This is a genomic window from Bacillus sp. MHSD_36 (genome assembly GCF_030757775.1).
Classification (GTDB): domain Bacteria; phylum Bacillota; class Bacilli; order Bacillales; family Bacillaceae_G; genus Bacillus_A.
Map to the genome: position 1 here is coordinate 601,592 of NZ_JAVBIS010000003.1, position 16,101 is coordinate 617,692.

The window sequence follows — 16,101 nt, forward strand, 5'->3', positions numbered from 1 at the left end:
GTGAAAGCGAATTACTTATGCTACACTTTATGTAACTTAAAATGAACGGAGGGGCTTCCTTTGATCTTAATCAGATTACGTCTCAATACTTTGTGCCAATAATTGAATAGCGCTCAAAGGCTCTGTCTGTGTACAGGGTGAACGGGATTGGTCTGCCTATTTTAAAGGAACCCTTTATTAAGCTTATATGTGAAAAAGAGGGAGGGACGAATACGCCCTCTTTTTGTTTTGCCTTTATAAATAGAATGGGATCGTATAGGTGAACACTTATTGTGGATACGTATATGATTTGGGGACTTTTTGACTATGAGATAGGATGAAAGCATAGCTTTCTTCTATTTCTTTGGTGAACCCTTATCCGTTTACGAAAACACAGGCAGCGACCTGTGTTTTTTATTTTACGTAATCGAAATGGAGGAATAAATATATGGAAGAATTATTACAAAGAGCAGTTTTAGTTGGAGTAAATTTAGGCAATGAAGATGATTTTGCATATTCGATGGAAGAGCTAACGAATCTTGCAGAAGCTTGTGATGTAGAGGTAATTGGGCAAGTGACGCAAAATTTACAACGAGTAAATCCGTCACATTATATTGGAAAAGGAAAGATTGAAGAAGTAGCAGCCTATGTAAATGAAGTAGGTGCGAATATGGTAATCTTTAATGACGAATTATCGCCTTCTCAAATTCGAAATTTAGAAGCAGATTTAGATTGTAAAGTAATTGACCGTACCATATTAATTTTAGACATTTTTGCGCAACGTGCGAAAACGAAAGAAGCGCAGTTGCAAGTAGAAGTGGCCCACCTTCAGTATATGATGCCTCGTTTAATTGGACTTCGTGAATCGTTAGGAAGACAGAGCGGCGGTGTTGGTACGAAAAATAAAGGTGTCGGTGAGAAGAAATTAGAGTTGGATCGTCGTAAAATTGAAGAACAAATTTCAGTTTTAAATAAAGATTTAGAAGCTCTTGTTGCGCAGCGTCAAACGCAGCGAAAACAACGTAAGAAAAATGAAATTCCTGTTGTAGCATTAGTAGGTTATACGAACGCAGGAAAATCAACGACGATGAATGCGATGCTTGAAATTTATAATGGTACAGAAGAAAAACAAGTATTTGAAAAAGATATGTTATTCGCGACGTTAGAAACATCTGTGCGAAATATTGATTTGCCAGACAACAAATCATTCTTATTAACAGATACAGTTGGATTTGTAAGCAAATTACCGCATCACCTTGTGAAAGCGTTCCGTTCAACGTTAGAAGAAGTAGCGGAAGCAGACCTACTTATTCACGTTGTAGATTACGCAAATCCAAATTACGAACAGTTAATTGATATTACAAATGAAACATTAAAGAAAATTGGAGTAGAAAATATTCCAACCATTTATGCTTATAACAAATCAGATATGGTAGATGTTGAAATTCCGAAAGTACAAGAAGACCGCGTTTATTTATCAGCGAAGAAACATGTTGGGATAGAAGAACTTGTCGAAATGATTCGTTCACACATTTATAAAGAGTATACGAAGTGTGAAATGTTAATTCCATATGATCAAGGACAGGTAGTTTCTTATTTCAATAATCATGCGCACGTTTTATCTACGAGTTATGAAAACGAAGGTACGAAACTAGAAGTAGAATGTAAGACGAGCGATTACGAAAAGTATAAGCATTTTGCGATTTAATAAAAAAGGCGATCCTAATATGTTTTAGGATCGCCTTTTTCTTATTCTGTAATAGAGGCCCACTTATAAGAATAAATTCCTGCAAATGGACGAACAACAACACCTTTTATTGTTGGACGTTCTAAATATACAAGCCCGGATTGGAAGATTGGAGCGATAGCTGCATCATCTTCAAGTAAGATTTTTTCAGCATCTTGGAACGCTTTCCAACGTGCTGGTAAGTCAGTTACTAAAGTAGAGCTCGTTTTTTCAATTAATTCGTCGTATTGTTTGTTTGAATAACTCATTTTATTAAACGGTCCGTCAGTGACAAACATATTTAAAAATGTTGTAGGATCAGGATAATCTGGTCCCCAAGTAGAAAGTGAGATTTCAAAATCGCCATTTCCTTCACGATCTAAAAATGCTTTTACTGGAAGAGGTTGTAATGTGATTTTTAATCCAGGTAAGTTTTTCTCTAGTTCACCTTTTAAAAACTCACTAATTTTTTTATCGTTAGATTCATCAGTTGTTATGATTGAAAGAGAAGCGTTTTGTAAATTTGTTTCTTTTTTCGCAGTTTCCCATAGTGTTTTAGCTTCTTTCACATTTGTTTCTACTTTTACATGACTTGTACTGCGAAAATCTTTATTATCAGGTCCTTTTACGAATCCTTTTGGAACGAATGCATTCGCAGGTATAGAACCATTGTTTAAAATCGTTGTTGCGATTCCTTGTTTATCAAAAGCAAGCGAAATAGCTTTACGAGCATTTTTGTTTACTAACAAAGGGTTCTTTTGACTAAATCGGAAAAACGTCACAGAAGGACGTTCCATCTTCTTTAAGCTCGGATCTTTTTGATATTTATCAACAAACTCTGAATTAATCGTAATTCGGTCTACTTGTTTGCTTTCAAATAAATTAACAGCTGTTGAAGTATCTTTTACGATATTTACATTAATTTCATTTAATTTCACATTTTTATTATCCCAGTAGTTCGGGTTTTTTGTCATTTTATAACTTGTATCATGTTTCCATTCACTTAATTGGAAAGGTCCGTTATACACTACATTTGCAGCTTCAAGTCCGTAATTTTTCCCTTGTGCTTCTACAACCTTTTTGTTTTGAGGATAAAATGTTGCAAATCCCATTAAACCTAAAAAGTATGGAACAGGGTGTTCTAACTGTACTTCAAGTGTTTTATCGTCAATTGCTTTTACACCAAATGAGTCAATTGGCAATTCTTTTTTATTTATTTTTTCTGCGTTTTTAATATCGAACATAATATGTGCGTATTCAGAAGCAGTTTCTGGATTTACGGCACGTTTCCATGCATATTCAAAATCATGAGCAGTTACTGGATCGCCATTTGACCATTTTGAATCGTGTAATGTAAATGTATATGTTTTTCCGTCTTCGCTCAGTTTGTATGATTCAGCTGCTGCAGGAACAGGTTTATTGTCAGGCCCAGGCATATATAATCCTTCCATTACGTTGTTTAAAGCAGCGTAAGAAAACCCATCGGTTGCGATAGATGAATCAAGTGTAGAAATTTCCCCAGCTTCTACAATGTTTAATACTTGTTTTGAAGATTCTTTTTTCTTTTCTCCAGTAGTTGTTGCCTCTTGTTTTTGACCACATGCTGTTAAAAACATAGATAATGTGATTGAGAGTGCAACGATCCCTTTTGTTTTTTTCTTCATAGTTGTCATCCTTTCCTTCATCTCTGCCTTAGTATAAAAGAAAATATAGAAAATTTCTATAAATAAATCCGATAAAACGTATAGAAAAAATATATTATGCAAGAAGTGATATTTCTGGAAAAAGAAATGAAACCAGTATAGAATAGAAATGTTTCAAAAGTCAGAATTTATTACACCTACTGTAATAAATATATATTTTGTACAGGAAGGAGAGATTCATATATGCAGGCAGTTTCGAAAAAAAATACAATAGAAACACCGACAATATATCGCATACTATTTGCGATTAGTTTCGGTCATTTTTTAAATGACTCGATGCAAGCAGTTGTGCCCGCGTTGTTTCCTATTTTGGAAAAAACGATGAATTTATCCTATATGCAAGTAGGGTGGATTGCATTTGCGTTAAATATGACGTCATCGATTATGCAGCCGGTTTTTGGTATGTATTCGGATAAGAAGCCGTCTCCATTTTTATTACCGCTCGGTATGTTTTCAAGTATGCTTGGGATGATCGGACTTGCATTTGCACCGAATTTTATTATTGTTATTATTTCTGTTTTATTTATCGGATTAGGTTCCGCAGTCTTTCATCCAGAAGGGGCTCGAGTTGCTTATATGGCAGCCGGTGCAAAACGAGGTTTAGCGCAAGCGATTTATCAAGTGGGAGGAAATACAGGGAATTCCCTAGCTCCTATTTTTACAGCTTTAATTTTCGTTCCGCTCGGCCAAATTGGTTCTTTAGGTTTTACAGCCTTTGCAGCGGTAGGAATTGTATTATTAATTTTCGTATCAAATTGGTATAGGAATGAATTAGCGACGGGTGCTGTAAGGAGAAAAAAGAGGGCTGCGCTTGAGGCGGAAAATGCGATTGTAAGTACACATATTAAATTTGTTATTTTACTTCTTGTTTTTCTTACTTTTGTACGATCTTGGTACGGTGCTGGTATCGGGAATTTTTATCAATTTTACTTAATTGAGCATTACGGTTTATCGATAAAAAATGCTCAGTATTTCGTATTCGCATTTATGATTGCTGGTGTGTTAGGAACCTTCTTTGGTGGTCCATTAGCAGATCGATTTGGAAAGAAAACAATAATTGTATTTTCAATGCTAGGTTCAGCCCCACTTGCACTTTTATTACCTCACGTTTCACTCGTGTGGGTCGTACCGCTATTTTTATGTATCGGTTTTATTAGTTCAAGTAGTTTTAGTGTAATTGTTGTTTATGCGCAAGAGCTTGTTCCTGGAAAAGTAGGGATGGTATCTGGATTAATTGTAGGGCTTGCGTTTGGACTCGGCGCTTTAGGATCTGTAGTCCTTGGGAAATTAGCTGACATATATAGTCTACAATTCATTATGTTACTATGTAGTTGTCTACCATTAATTGGACTTACTTCTTGGTTATTACCAAGTGATAAGAAAACGATAGAATAGGGGATGCACTATGAAATTATGTGAAAATGTTACAGAATTAATAGGAGATACACCTGTCGTCCGATTATCTAAATTTATTCCAGAAGACGCAGCAGATGTGTATGTAAAACTAGAAATGTTTAATCCATCACGCAGTGTGAAAGACCGTGCTGCCTATAATTTATTGCATGTTGCAGAAGAGAATGGTCTTATCAAACCAGGAGATACAATTATTGAGCCAACAAGTGGTAATACAGGAATTGGTTTAGCGATGAACGCGGCTGCGAAAGGATATAAAGCGATTTTAATTATGCCGGACAATATGTCAAAAGAGCGTATAAATTTATTGAAAGCATATGGAGCAGAAGTAGTATTAACACCAGCAGAACAAAGAATGCCAGGAGCAATTGCGAAGGCGTTAGAATTGCAAGAGAAAATTCCAAATAGTTTTATTCCGCAGCAATTTGAAAATCCAGCAAACCCGAATATTCATCGTTATACAACTGCACTTGAAATTTATGAACAAATGGATGGCGAGCTTGATGCATTCGTAGCAACGGCTGGAACTGGTGGAACTATTACAGGGACTGGGGAAACGTTAAAAGAGAAATTACCAAACTTATATATTGCAGTAGTAGAACCGAAAGGATCTCCCGTTTTATCAGGTGGTGTTCCAGGTCCTCATAAATTAGTAGGAACAAGTCCAGGATTTATCCCGAAAAACTTAAATACGGAAGTGTATAACGAAATTATTCAAATTGCAGACGAAGAGGCTTTAACGACGATGAGAAACTTAGCTAGACAAGAGGGATTGTTAGTTGGGCCATCTTCAGGAGCTTCTGTTTACGCAGCGATTATGATCGCGAAACGATTAGGCGCTGGTAAAAAAGTTTTATGTATTGCACCTGATACAGGTGAGAGGTATTTGAGTATGGGATTATTTGAATGAAAATGATACAAACATCTTACTCGTGAAATTGTTACGAGTAAGGTGTTTGTTTTAGGTTGTAAAGAGGGGAGAATAACAATGAAACTATTAAAACCAATACGTGAATATAGTGGAGAAATTATGGAATATAAACATGCGTTTTTACAATCAGGAGAACAACCACACGGCAGTAGTTCTTTACAAAATTTTGATTCTCTCGATGAATGGTTTGAAAAAGTGAGTATACAAGAAGTGGGAGAAAACTTAAAAGCTAATCGAGTACCATCTAGCCAATTTTTAAGTTTTGAACAAGGGGAACTTATAGGTTTTGTGAATATTAGACATCGATTAAATGAAGAATTATTACGAGAAAGTGGTCATATTGGATATAGTGTCCATCCAAATAAACGTCGCCAAGGTTATGCGACAAAACAATTGAAACTTGCATTGGGTGAAGCGCAAAAATTAGGATTGAAGAAAGTGTTAATAACTTGTGATAAATCGAATATCGGCTCTGCTAAAACGATTCAAAAGGTTGGCGGTGTGTTAGAAGATGAAGTGGTTTCTTCTCATACAAGTGAAATTGTTCAGCGTTATTGGGTGGAAATATGATTCAGTGGAACTTTGAAAAGGAAATGCAATGCGTAATATCGAAATAGATAAATAAAAAGCGAAGTTGTACTGCAATTATAGGGGGAAATGAAGTGGGATTAAAAGAGAAAGCAATAGAAATGTCGGAGATTTATAGGAGAAATCCAAAAGTAGAGGCTATTATTTTAGCGGGTTCAGTAGCTAGAAAGCTAGAAGATGAACATTCAGATATAGAACTACATATTTTATGGTCAATGCCACCAGAGGATGAGGATCGTAAAGGGCCTATTAACTATATTGGTAGAACAATTTTGTCATACCATCCTTACGAGGAAGAAGAATGGTCGGAAACATATTTGACGAAAGAAGGAATTAAATTAGAGATTAGTAACTTTCTAACAGAAACAGTAGAGAAAGTTATTTCGGATGTGGTGGATCAATATGATATAAGTTATGAAAAACAATGTATCGTATCATCCGTTCATGATGGTGTTAGTTTGTATGGAGAAGAGAAAGTGAATGAATTAAAAGATAGAGTGGTAGCATATCCAGAAAATCTAGCGAAACGGATGATTTTAGAAAATCTTTGGTTAAGCAATCGCTGGCATAATCGAGAGGCGCTTTTAAAACGAAAAGACTGGCTTATGTTATATGATGTTATTTGTGAAGCGCAAAGGAATATATTTGGGGTCTTATTTGGTTTGAATAAAATGTATGTACATCACCCAGCGTTTAAATGGATGCCATATAATGTGGAACGAATGATTATTAAGCCTGAAAACTTATATGAGCGTATGGCGAATACGTTAATAGGGAAACCGGAGTATAGTGTACAGGAGCTAGAAGTGTTAATTGAAGAACTATTCCATTTAGTAGAACAACATGATCCAGAATTACATATTGCCGAACAACAAAAACGTATGCAATATACGAAGTAAAAAAGGAGGGATGTAACAATGCGTTACATCCCTTCTTTTTTATTTAATTAATTTACCTAGTACTAGTAATCGTTGAATCTTATCACCGAGAATATGTGAAGCAAGTCCGCTCGTTAAGACGAATAAAAGGTAAACAATCCCTCCAGCGGCGCCGCATATAACAACAATGAGAAGTGATTCCATATAAGATTGTCCAGGAATTAACCATTTTAAAATTGCTTTTAATGCTATTACAACAGCAGACATCGCAGCGGAGTAAATCGTAATAAGAAATACTGTTTTTGCTGTTTCACCAATTTTAAATTTCGCAAACTTAACGATGCAGTACAACATGATAACATTGGAAACGAGGTATCCAAGAATGGTTCCAAGTACAGCACCGTGTCCGCCAAATAAATGTAAGAGCGGTGTATTTACTACAACTTTAACGAGAATACCGACTGAGAAAGCGATCATCGTTTTTCTTTGATAATCGATTCCTTGTAATATGGCAGCTGAAACTGTGAAAATCGCACTTAATATAGCAGAAGGTGCAAATGAAATTAAATATTGTGATCCACCAAGTGCAATTTCGGGATTTACATAAACCATACGGAATGCATCGTAAGCGATGCTAGCAAGGCCAAATGCAGCTGGGATAGTGAAGAATAACAAGACTTGAAATATCTTTGCAATTTGTTCTTGTAATTCTTCTAGTTTCCCGCTTGTATAAGATTTCGTTACAGCCGGAATGATCGTTAATGAGAATCCAGTAGCAAGTGAAGCTGGAATCATAATTAACTTTTGGGCATAGTTCGTTATATAAGCGAACACTGCATTCGCTGCTTCTAAAGGCTCTCCCATCGCTCTAAGGACATCAGCTACAGTATATTGATCTACTAACGTATAGAGCGGTATTGCAATACCGACAAATACAATTGGGATAGCATATCGAAGTAATTCTATATAAATATTTTTTAATGGGATATTCGATGCCCTTGACTTTAATTCTCCTTCAGGAGGCTTTAATCTATTATATTTTTTCCAGTACATCATTAAAATAGAGACGCTGGCAAGTGCCCCGATAACAGCACCAAAGGTAGCAACTGCAACAGAAGAAGCTACGGAACCCCCTAATAGTTTTGAGACGATGAAACTGCCAACTAAAATGAAAACAACGCGTGCAAATTGTTCTACGACTTGAGAAACAGCACTTGGTTTCATATGTTGAAATCCTTGGAAATAACCACGTGTAACGCTCATTGCTGGTACGATAATAAGTGCGAAACTTAATGCTCGCATCGTAAGTGTTACGTCAGCGATAAATTGTGGATCTGGCGTTTTCGAACGAATAATAAATTGTGATATGTATGGTGCTCCAATAAATAAAACTAAAAAACCTAAAAAGCCCATAAACAACATTAATTTTACGCTAGAGTTGTATAATTTTTTGCTTGTACTATAATCACCAAGCGCATTATGCTTTGCAACAAATTTGGAAACGGCAATAGGAATACCGGCAGTTGAAAAACTTAACAAAATACCGTACCAAGAGTATGCATATCCATATAAAGCGACCCCTTGTGTTCCGACTAATAGTTGAAAAGGGAAAAAGTATATAAATCCTAATATACGTGAAATCATTGTCGCGCCGCTTAATAAAGCAGTTCCTTTTAAAACTTTTGAAGTAGACAAAATTCTTTCCTCCTACTCGTGCTGTCTTACGTTCATCCCGCTTTAATGGGCAGTAAGACCCCCACCTCAAAATTCAGCGAAAGCAAAGAAGGTAGGTGGGGGATCAACTGCCCATTAAAGTCCGATTGGCTCAACTAATAATCAGTGGGGATGAAGAACCCCCCACTGATTAAAGTTTCACTTTATCGTATACTACTATAAACCTGTTCGAGAAGTTAATATAGTATGTAACATAAATATTCTAATATTATTCATTTAAAAGTCATATTTTACATTTTTATATAGAATGTAATACGTAAAAATTCAAAATATAAGTTGACACTATTTTTAATGTGTGATAAAAATGATAGTAATCAATTCGGAAAATAATATTTGGGCAATGAAAGGGTATAGTAGTGAATATCTCCCTATTTCAGAGAGCTGATGGTTGGTGTGAATCAGTATATAGATTATTCATGAAGTTCGTCCTGGAGCATCTTTCATAAATCTCATATTTTGAGGAAATGAAAGACGGTAGTTTATACCGTTATCAAATAAAGTGGTGAAGATTGTTTCACAACTAGGGTGGTACCGCGATATTTATCGTCCCTACGTATTTACGTAGGGACGTTTTTTATTTAGGTCTTACTTTGTTGTGGCTTCATAACTAGGGTGGTACCGCGATATTTTATCGTCCCTACGTATTTGCGTAGGGGCGTTTTTTATTTAGGTCTTACTTTTGTTGTATCTTCATAACTAGGGTGGTACCGCGATATTTTTGTCGTCCCTACGTATTTACGTAGGGGCGTTTTTTTATTAGTAGAGAGGAAGTGAACGTATTAGAAAAGAGTGTGAATAGAACAATATAAATACCGAATTGTAATACAGAAAAAGATAGAGAGAGGAGATTAACAAATGAATTCACAGCAATGGACATCGAAATTAGGTTTCGTATTAGCTGCAGCAGGTTCAGCGATTGGTCTAGGGGCAATTTGGAAGTTCCCATACATGGCCGGAATTGGAGGGGGCGGCGCGTTCTTCCTTATTTTCATCGGTTTCACATTATTAATTGGTTTACCGCTATTATTAGCTGAATTCGTTATCGGAAGAAGTACACAAAAAGAGGCCGTTGATGCATATAGAGAAATCGCACCAAAAACATTATGGCCATGGTTAGGGAAATTAGGGATTGTAACATGTTTCATATTACTTTCTTTCTACAGTGTTGTAGGAGGCTGGATTTTATTATATTTATGGAATGCAATTACAGGTAGACTATGGGAAGGAAATGGGGCATACGAAGCTACGTTTGGTGAAATCATTTCCAATCCGTATTTAGCAGTTGGCTCACAGCTATTATTCATCCTTATTACTATTTTCATCGTAAGTAAAGGTGTACAAAATGGTGTTGAAAAAGTAAATAAATATTTCATGCCAGCACTATTCGTTTTGTTCTTTGTATTAATCGTTCGTGCACTTACGTTAGATGGTGCTGGAGAAGGAGTTCGTTTCTTCTTACAGCCTGATTTCTCACATGTAACATCAGAAGTCATATTATATGCAATGGGACAATCGTTCTTCTCCCTATCTGTCGGTGTAGCCGTTATGGTAACGTATAGTTCATACTTACCGAAAGAAGAAAGCTTACCACGTTCAGCATTTTCTATCGTAGCTTTAACGCTTGTGATTACATTACTTGCAGGGCTTGCAATTTTCCCAGTAGTGTTCGCATTTGGAATGGAACCATCTCAAGGACCAGGTCTATTATTTATCGTACTGCCAGCTATTTTCAGTAAAATGGCATTCGGAAAATTATTCTTCATCGTTTTCTTATTACTATTCTTCTTTGCTACTATAACATCAGCAATTTCGATGTTAGAAATTAGCGTTGCATCTTTAACTGCAAAAGGTAAAGGGAAACGTGAAAAAATGGCTTTAATCGTAGGATTACTAATCTTCGTTGTTGGAGTACCATCAGCATTGTCATTTGGTATATTAAGTGATCTGAAGATTTTCGGAAAGACAGTCTTTGATTTAGCTGATTATGCAGTTAGTAACGTACTCATGCCACTTGGTGTTTTATTAGTTTCTATCTTCGTTCCTTTAAAAATGAAGAAAGATGTATTAATGAAAGAGCTTGGTGTAAGTAAAAATAAAGGCTATAAATTGTTCGTATTATGGTTATTCTTACTTCGCTTCATCGCACCAATTGCGATTATGATCGTATTCTTAAATGTACTTGGCATTATTTAAAAAGAAAGGTAGCGTATCGATCTATGATACGCTACCTTTTTATTTTGCTCTTTTTTGCAGTTCGTTTACCGTTACGAACTGATAGCCATTCTTAGATAAGGAGTCTAAAATACCTTCAATAGTTTGTAAATTTTCATTAGACTCATCATACATAGAGTGCAGTAAAATGATAGAACCTGGTTTTACATTTTTATTAACATATTCAATTTTATCAGCAGCAGATTTATAAAAAGTATCAGGTTCAAGGTCCCATGTAATTGTTTTGATATTGTTTTTATTTAAATAATAGGGCAGACCAATTAGCTTTTTTCCGTTAGGGGGTCTAAAATCAATTTCGTCTGTAAATCCCGTTTGGCGAATTAATGAATTTGTTTTTTCAATTTCTTCTTTAATAAAAGAAGGTGTTTTAAAAACCATTCTGTTATGAGAGTATGTATGGTTTCCGATTTGGTGTCCAGAGTGTACGATAGCTTCTCCTAACGAGAGGTTTTTTTCTAATTCATTTCCGATTAAAAAGAAAGTAGCTTTTGCATTGTATGTATCTAGTAGCGGTAATATTTGTTTTACATTGTTCGTAGGACCATCATCAAAAGTTAAAGCAACCACTTTTTCATTTGTTTCTACTCGGTTTGTTAAATCTCCAAACAATTGAAAGCCTCTTGCGTTCATCAATTTGTATGTTCCAAATAATGCTACAGTAATAATGAATAATGTAACGATTGTAATGATTATTTTCTTTTTCATAAAGCAACCTCACTATATTTTTGGATTGGACTAAAAAGTATTATATCAAATTAAGTAATTTCACGCTTTAAAAAGGATGTGGATGCAAGGGGAAGGAATTTGTCATATAATAAAATACAAAAGGTATATTAGGAGGTGTTTAAATGGCGATTATAATTCAATTGCCAGACACTGCAGCGTCTCATGCAAAGCCAAGTATGGAAATGGCGATACTTTGCGTGAGGTAGACAAGTAATATACAATCGCCTAAATGAGCTCGAATTATTTTTATATTTGGCTTTGCACCTTATTGAAATGAACCATAAAAAATAAGGGGCGAGCAGAAATGAAATACGTTAAAGCTGCGACGGTTTTACCAGAAAGTTTAATTACTGAAATTCAAAAGTATATACAAGGTGAAACAATTTACATTCCAAAACAAGAAACAAAACATCATAAATGGGGTACACGATCTGGAGGAAGAAAACAACTAGATGAAAGAAACAAAGCCATTAAAGATGCGTTTAAAAGCGGGATTTCCATTCATCAACTTGCAGAGGAGTATTTTCTTTCCGGAGAAACGATTAAAAAGATTGTGTACTCTAAATGAAGATAAAAGAGTTTAGTTCAAATATTATTTTGAACTAGACTCTTTTTTGTCTTGTATGTATTGGATATATTGCGTATGAATGGACAAGATAATAGAAAAATGTGCCGTTTTTTTACTAAATAGAATTTAGAACATTTGAGTGAAAAGCAGAAAGGTGAGCATTTATGAATCATATTGGACAAATAACGATAGAGCTTTTAATTGGTTTCTTTGTTCTATTAATTGCTACAAAAATACTAGGGAAAACACAAATATCTCAGCTAACACCCTTTGATTTTATTTCTGCTATCGTCCTTGGTGAGCTCGTTGGAAATTCAATATACGATCCTAAAATTAAAGTGTGGTCTATTTTATATTCAGTATTTGTTTGGGTAATTTTAATTTATTCAATAGAAGTGATAACACAAAAAATAAGAGGAACAAGAAGGTTTTTTGAAGGGTATCCTTCCATTATTATCCGTAATGGAAAGATTGACCGAGAACAATTAAGTTCAAATCATTTGGATATTAATCAATTACAACAAATGCTTAGACAACAAAAAGATATTTTTTCAATTCGAGAAGTTGAATATATGATATTGGAACCTAACGGAAACATAAGTGTTCTGAAAAAGAGCAAATATGAATCTCCTACTATAAATGATTTAAGTTTAAAACATAAGCCTGTATACTTACCAATTTCATTAATTAGTGATGGAAAAGTAGTGAAAGATAATTTGAGGGAAGCTGGTTTTGATGAAGGATGGCTGTATAAGCAAATAAAGCAAAAAGGGATTACGAAATTTGAAGATGTATTATATGCTGAATGGAAAACAGACGATGGTTTCTTTTGTCAGGAAATGACTCGGTAGAACGTAGCCAGGGTATGTAATATTCGTTTCTAAGTTATCTTTTACATATCAAAAAGCTAAATCATTGTATACAATAAGACTAGATCAACAATTTGTATGGAGTGATAAAGATGGAAGCTTTTATTAGAAGTGATCAATATAATTTTATAAAATCACAAGCTTATATTTTAGCAAATGGGCACGCAACGGCAAATGATAGGGGTGTTATTCAAGCGTTAAAATCATTAGCGATTGAAAAAATAATACATGTATTTGAGAATTTAACGAATGAACAGAAAGAGTTAATTGATACCGTATTAACAGTTCAAAATAGAGAAGATGCAGAATCATTTTTAACGAAAATAAATCCGTATGTCATTCCGTTTCAGGAAGTTACAGCGCAAACATTAAAAAAATTATTTCCTAAAGCGAAAAAGTTGAAACTTCCTGATATGGAAGAATTGGATATGAAAGAATTATCTTATTTAAGCTGGATTGATAAAGGTTCAAGTAGGAAATTTATTATAGCGAAAAATGAAAAAAATAAGTTTGTTGGTCTGCAAGGAACGTTCCAAAGCTTAAATAAAAAGAGCATTTGTTCACTATGTCATGGGCATGAAGAAGTTGGGATGTTTTTAGTTGAAATTAAAGGTGATGTACCAGGAACTTTCGTGAAAAAGGGAAACTATATTTGCAAAGATGGTATAGCTTGTAATCACAATATGAAGTCACTTGATAAATTACATGATTTTATTGAACGATTAAAGAAATAAAATGGAAGACCTCTAGTGCTGAAACTGGAGGTCTTTTATTTTGAGAATGGTAATAGATTTCCTTTTTGAGAGATATAATTTATAAATACAACATAGGAGAGCTGAAAAAATGCTTAAAAAGTTTTTGCTTTCTTTACCGGATGTTTTACTTGTATGCATTGTTATCTACATAACATACACAACTACTCTTAGTTTTGTACAGATGTTAGTAATTTCAATTGTAATCGGAATCGTTGGTGGTCTTGTTATAAGAATTTGTAAGGATGTATTCACGTATATAAGCTGGACAATGAAACAGAAGAAATCTTGAATACGTTATATTGCTATTAGGGGGAGATGAAATGACTAAGAAAAAGAGTAGAGTGAAAAACGAGATAGCACTTTGGACATTAACAGCGGTTGTTCTCATCATTGTATGGTACTTTTTTCAAAGATAAAAATGCATCGCACTTAAAAAGTACGATGCATTTTTATTATTTTTTTTGCCAATTTTCTTTTATAAAGTCTTCACGACCAGATTCTTTTTGCTCAGTAGCATATTTCTCTGGGTTCTTTTTATAGAAATGTTGATGGTATTCTTCAGCCTCATAAAAAGGTGTAGCCGGGCGAATTTCAGTTACAATTGGGTTTTTAAACATACCGCTTTCTGCAAGAGCTTGTTTTGATTTTTCAGCAAGCTCTTTTTGTGTTTCAGTATGATAAAAAATAGCAGTGCGATAAGATGGACCACGGTCAAAGAATTGTCCGCCATCATCAGTTGGATCGATTTGGGGCCAATATAAATCTAGTAATTTTTCATATGGAAAAATAGAAGGATCGAATGTAATTTGTACAACTTCTAAATGACCAGATATACCAGCTTTTACTTGTTCATAGGTTGGATTTTCTACGTGACCACCTGCATAGCCGGAAAGTACTTTATGAATACCAGGAAGTTCATCAAATGGCTTTACCATGCACCAAAAGCAACCGCCTGCAAAGGTTGCGAGTTCGTATGTTTTTTCGGACATTGCTGTAATCCTCCTAAATATATATGTTTTATATAGTATTATATAAATTGTTTTATTGCGCAATAAAAAAGATTTGAAAATATATGTTTTTTATAAACAAGATCCTCCGCTCACATCAATTAATTGTCCAGTTACCCAGCGGCTGTCTGGAGAAGCAAGGAATGCAGCAGTATCGGCAATGTCTTCTACTTCACCTAAGCGATTGAAAGCGGAAATAGTAGTAGCGTACTGCTTCATCATCGGGTCGCTCAAGAGTTCTGCATTCATATCTGTTTTAATAAATCCTGGAAGTATTGCATTCACCGTTATTCCTCGTGCTCCAAGCTGTTTTGCTAGCGTAAAAGTCATTGTATTAATAGCGCCTTTCGTCATACTATATGCAACAAAATCAGGTAAAGAAATGCGGGTCGCAGCGGATGAAATATTAATAATTCGGCTATTGTCACGTAAATGTGGCAGTGCTTGTTGAATGATAAAGAATGGTGCTTTTGCATTTACTGAAAACATTCTATCAAAAAATTGTTCAGTCGTTTCTTCAATAAAAGCACCAGGACCAATGCCAGCATTGTTTATTAAAATATCAAATTGTGTTTCACCAGTGCGCTTTTGTAATTCAGTATCTAAAGCGTTATAAAGGTTTTCTACACCGTGTAAGGATTCTAAATTTGCGCCGATAGAAAAAGCTTGGCCACCATTTGATTGAATTTCATGAACAGTTTCTTCAGCGTCATCTTTTCGATTACCGTAATGAACAGCAACCAATGCACCGTCATTTGCTAAACGTTTAGCGATCGCTCGTCCAATTCCTCGGCTTGCTCCTGTAACTAATGCTACTTTCCCTTTTAACATAGTTTCCTCATCTCCTCATAAACTTTATAAGTTTTTCTTTATGTAGTAATGCAAACATACTTAAGTAATATATGAGTGTATGTAAGTAATGCATTCCAATTTTGACTTGAGAAAAAATAAATAGAATGAATTTTGATTTTTTTGAAAAAACATGTTGACAA

At 34.8% G+C, this 16,101-nt stretch carries 15 protein-coding genes and 1 other annotated feature; of the genes, 10 read left to right on the plus strand and 5 right to left on the minus strand.

Annotation, left to right across the window (positions count from 1 at the left end; all coding sequences use genetic code 11):
* Positions 1–427: 427 nt before the first annotated feature.
* Positions 428–1,687, plus strand: a complete 1,260-nt coding sequence (gene hflX / locus Q9B79_RS16330; protein ID WP_306185865.1) for a GTPase HflX — start codon at positions 428–430, stop codon at positions 1,685–1,687.
* 41 nt (positions 1,688–1,728) lie between these two features.
* On the opposite strand, the gene Q9B79_RS16335 is transcribed toward hflX, so the two are convergent.
* Positions 1,729–3,369, minus strand: coding sequence for a peptide ABC transporter substrate-binding protein (locus Q9B79_RS16335; protein WP_306185867.1), 1,641 nt, complete (start codon positions 3,367–3,369; stop codon positions 1,729–1,731).
* A gap of 222 nt (positions 3,370–3,591) precedes the next feature.
* Between Q9B79_RS16335 and Q9B79_RS16340 the strand changes: the two genes are divergently transcribed.
* The 4 genes from Q9B79_RS16340 to Q9B79_RS16355 all read left to right on the plus strand — a co-directional run bounded on the left by Q9B79_RS16340 (position 3,592) and on the right by Q9B79_RS16355 (position 7,239).
* Positions 3,592–4,803, plus strand: coding sequence for an MFS transporter (locus Q9B79_RS16340; protein WP_098667657.1), 1,212 nt, complete (start codon positions 3,592–3,594; stop codon positions 4,801–4,803).
* 10 nt (positions 4,804–4,813) lie between these two features.
* Entirely contained in the window at positions 4,814–5,731 is a 918-nt protein-coding gene (gene cysK / locus Q9B79_RS16345; RefSeq protein WP_242277339.1) for a cysteine synthase A, read from the plus strand.
* A gap of 78 nt (positions 5,732–5,809) precedes the next feature.
* On the plus strand, positions 5,810–6,322 hold the full coding sequence (locus Q9B79_RS16350) for a GNAT family N-acetyltransferase (protein ID WP_306185872.1): 513 nt from the start codon (positions 5,810–5,812) through the stop codon (positions 6,320–6,322).
* A 92-nt stretch (positions 6,323–6,414) separates the two neighbouring features.
* Positions 6,415–7,239 carry a DUF4037 domain-containing protein gene (locus Q9B79_RS16355; protein WP_306185874.1) on the plus strand — a complete coding sequence of 275 codons (825 nt, stop codon included), beginning with the start codon at positions 6,415–6,417 and terminating at the stop codon, positions 7,237–7,239.
* Between the two features lie 39 nt (positions 7,240–7,278).
* On the opposite strand, the gene Q9B79_RS16360 is transcribed toward Q9B79_RS16355, so the two are convergent.
* Complete coding sequence (locus tag Q9B79_RS16360; protein ID WP_306185876.1) at positions 7,279–8,913, minus strand: putative polysaccharide biosynthesis protein; 1,635 nt, start codon at positions 8,911–8,913, stop codon at positions 7,279–7,281.
* Positions 8,914–9,283: 370 nt separating this feature from the next.
* Positions 9,284–9,506 (plus strand) — a binding site (T-box leader).
* Positions 9,507–9,807: 301 nt separating this feature from the next.
* Between Q9B79_RS16360 and Q9B79_RS16365 the strand changes: the two genes are divergently transcribed.
* Complete coding sequence (locus Q9B79_RS16365) at positions 9,808–11,145, plus strand: sodium-dependent transporter (protein ID WP_306185878.1); 1,338 nt, start codon at positions 9,808–9,810, stop codon at positions 11,143–11,145.
* A gap of 39 nt (positions 11,146–11,184) precedes the next feature.
* Here the strand turns inward: Q9B79_RS16365 and Q9B79_RS16370 are convergent, their stop codons facing one another.
* Positions 11,185–11,889, minus strand: a complete 705-nt coding sequence (locus Q9B79_RS16370; RefSeq protein WP_306185881.1) for a polysaccharide deacetylase family protein — start codon at positions 11,887–11,889, stop codon at positions 11,185–11,187.
* Between the two features lie 325 nt (positions 11,890–12,214).
* On the opposite strand from Q9B79_RS16370, the gene Q9B79_RS16375 reads away from it, so the two are divergent.
* From Q9B79_RS16375 to Q9B79_RS16390, 4 genes are all read left to right on the plus strand, one after another.
* Positions 12,215–12,478: a CD3324 family protein gene (locus Q9B79_RS16375; protein WP_306185883.1), complete on the plus strand. Its 264-nt coding sequence runs from the start codon at positions 12,215–12,217 to the stop codon at positions 12,476–12,478.
* Positions 12,479–12,642: 164 nt separating this feature from the next.
* Complete coding sequence (locus tag Q9B79_RS16380) at positions 12,643–13,329, plus strand: DUF421 domain-containing protein (RefSeq protein ID WP_306185885.1); 687 nt, start codon at positions 12,643–12,645, stop codon at positions 13,327–13,329.
* A 110-nt stretch (positions 13,330–13,439) separates the two neighbouring features.
* A complete protein-coding gene (locus tag Q9B79_RS16385; protein WP_306185886.1) occupies positions 13,440–14,081 on the plus strand; it encodes a FusB/FusC family EF-G-binding protein in 642 nt (213 codons plus the stop codon).
* A 109-nt stretch (positions 14,082–14,190) separates the two neighbouring features.
* Entirely contained in the window at positions 14,191–14,391 is a 201-nt protein-coding gene (locus tag Q9B79_RS16390) for a hypothetical protein (protein WP_306185888.1), read from the plus strand.
* A gap of 163 nt (positions 14,392–14,554) precedes the next feature.
* Here the strand turns inward: Q9B79_RS16390 and msrA are convergent, their stop codons facing one another.
* Together msrA and Q9B79_RS16400 are read right to left on the minus strand one after the other, a co-directional pair.
* Entirely contained in the window at positions 14,555–15,091 is a 537-nt protein-coding gene (gene msrA, locus Q9B79_RS16395) for a peptide-methionine (S)-S-oxide reductase MsrA (protein WP_306185890.1), read from the minus strand.
* A 90-nt stretch (positions 15,092–15,181) separates the two neighbouring features.
* Positions 15,182–15,940, minus strand: a complete 759-nt coding sequence (locus Q9B79_RS16400) for an SDR family oxidoreductase (RefSeq protein ID WP_306185892.1) — start codon at positions 15,938–15,940, stop codon at positions 15,182–15,184.
* Between the last annotated feature and the right edge of the window lie 161 nt (positions 15,941–16,101).

What these genes read in the sequence shown, in the direction of transcription:
- Q9B79_RS16400 (WP_306185892.1), bottom strand. Translation starts at nt 15,940, where the DNA reads ATGTTAAAAGGGAAAGTAGCATTAGTTACAGGAGCAAGCCGAGGAATT.
- Q9B79_RS16385 (WP_306185886.1), top strand. Translation starts at nt 13,440, where the DNA reads ATGGAAGCTTTTATTAGAAGTGATCAATATAATTTTATAAAATCACAA.
- Q9B79_RS16350 (WP_306185872.1), top strand. Translation starts at nt 5,810, where the DNA reads ATGAAACTATTAAAACCAATACGTGAATATAGTGGAGAAATTATGGAA.
- hflX (WP_306185865.1), top strand. Translation starts at nt 428, where the DNA reads ATGGAAGAATTATTACAAAGAGCAGTTTTAGTTGGAGTAAATTTAGGC.
- cysK (WP_242277339.1), top strand. Translation starts at nt 4,814, where the DNA reads ATGAAATTATGTGAAAATGTTACAGAATTAATAGGAGATACACCTGTC.
- Q9B79_RS16370 (WP_306185881.1), bottom strand. Translation starts at nt 11,889, where the DNA reads ATGAAAAAGAAAATAATCATTACAATCGTTACATTATTCATTATTACT.
- Q9B79_RS16365 (WP_306185878.1), top strand. Translation starts at nt 9,808, where the DNA reads ATGAATTCACAGCAATGGACATCGAAATTAGGTTTCGTATTAGCTGCA.
- Q9B79_RS16390 (WP_306185888.1), top strand. Translation starts at nt 14,191, where the DNA reads ATGCTTAAAAAGTTTTTGCTTTCTTTACCGGATGTTTTACTTGTATGC.
- Q9B79_RS16335 (WP_306185867.1), bottom strand. Translation starts at nt 3,369, where the DNA reads ATGAAGAAAAAAACAAAAGGGATCGTTGCACTCTCAATCACATTATCT.
- Q9B79_RS16375 (WP_306185883.1), top strand. Translation starts at nt 12,215, where the DNA reads ATGAAATACGTTAAAGCTGCGACGGTTTTACCAGAAAGTTTAATTACT.
- msrA (WP_306185890.1), bottom strand. Translation starts at nt 15,091, where the DNA reads ATGTCCGAAAAAACATACGAACTCGCAACCTTTGCAGGCGGTTGCTTT.
- Q9B79_RS16380 (WP_306185885.1), top strand. Translation starts at nt 12,643, where the DNA reads ATGAATCATATTGGACAAATAACGATAGAGCTTTTAATTGGTTTCTTT.
- Q9B79_RS16340 (WP_098667657.1), top strand. Translation starts at nt 3,592, where the DNA reads ATGCAGGCAGTTTCGAAAAAAAATACAATAGAAACACCGACAATATAT.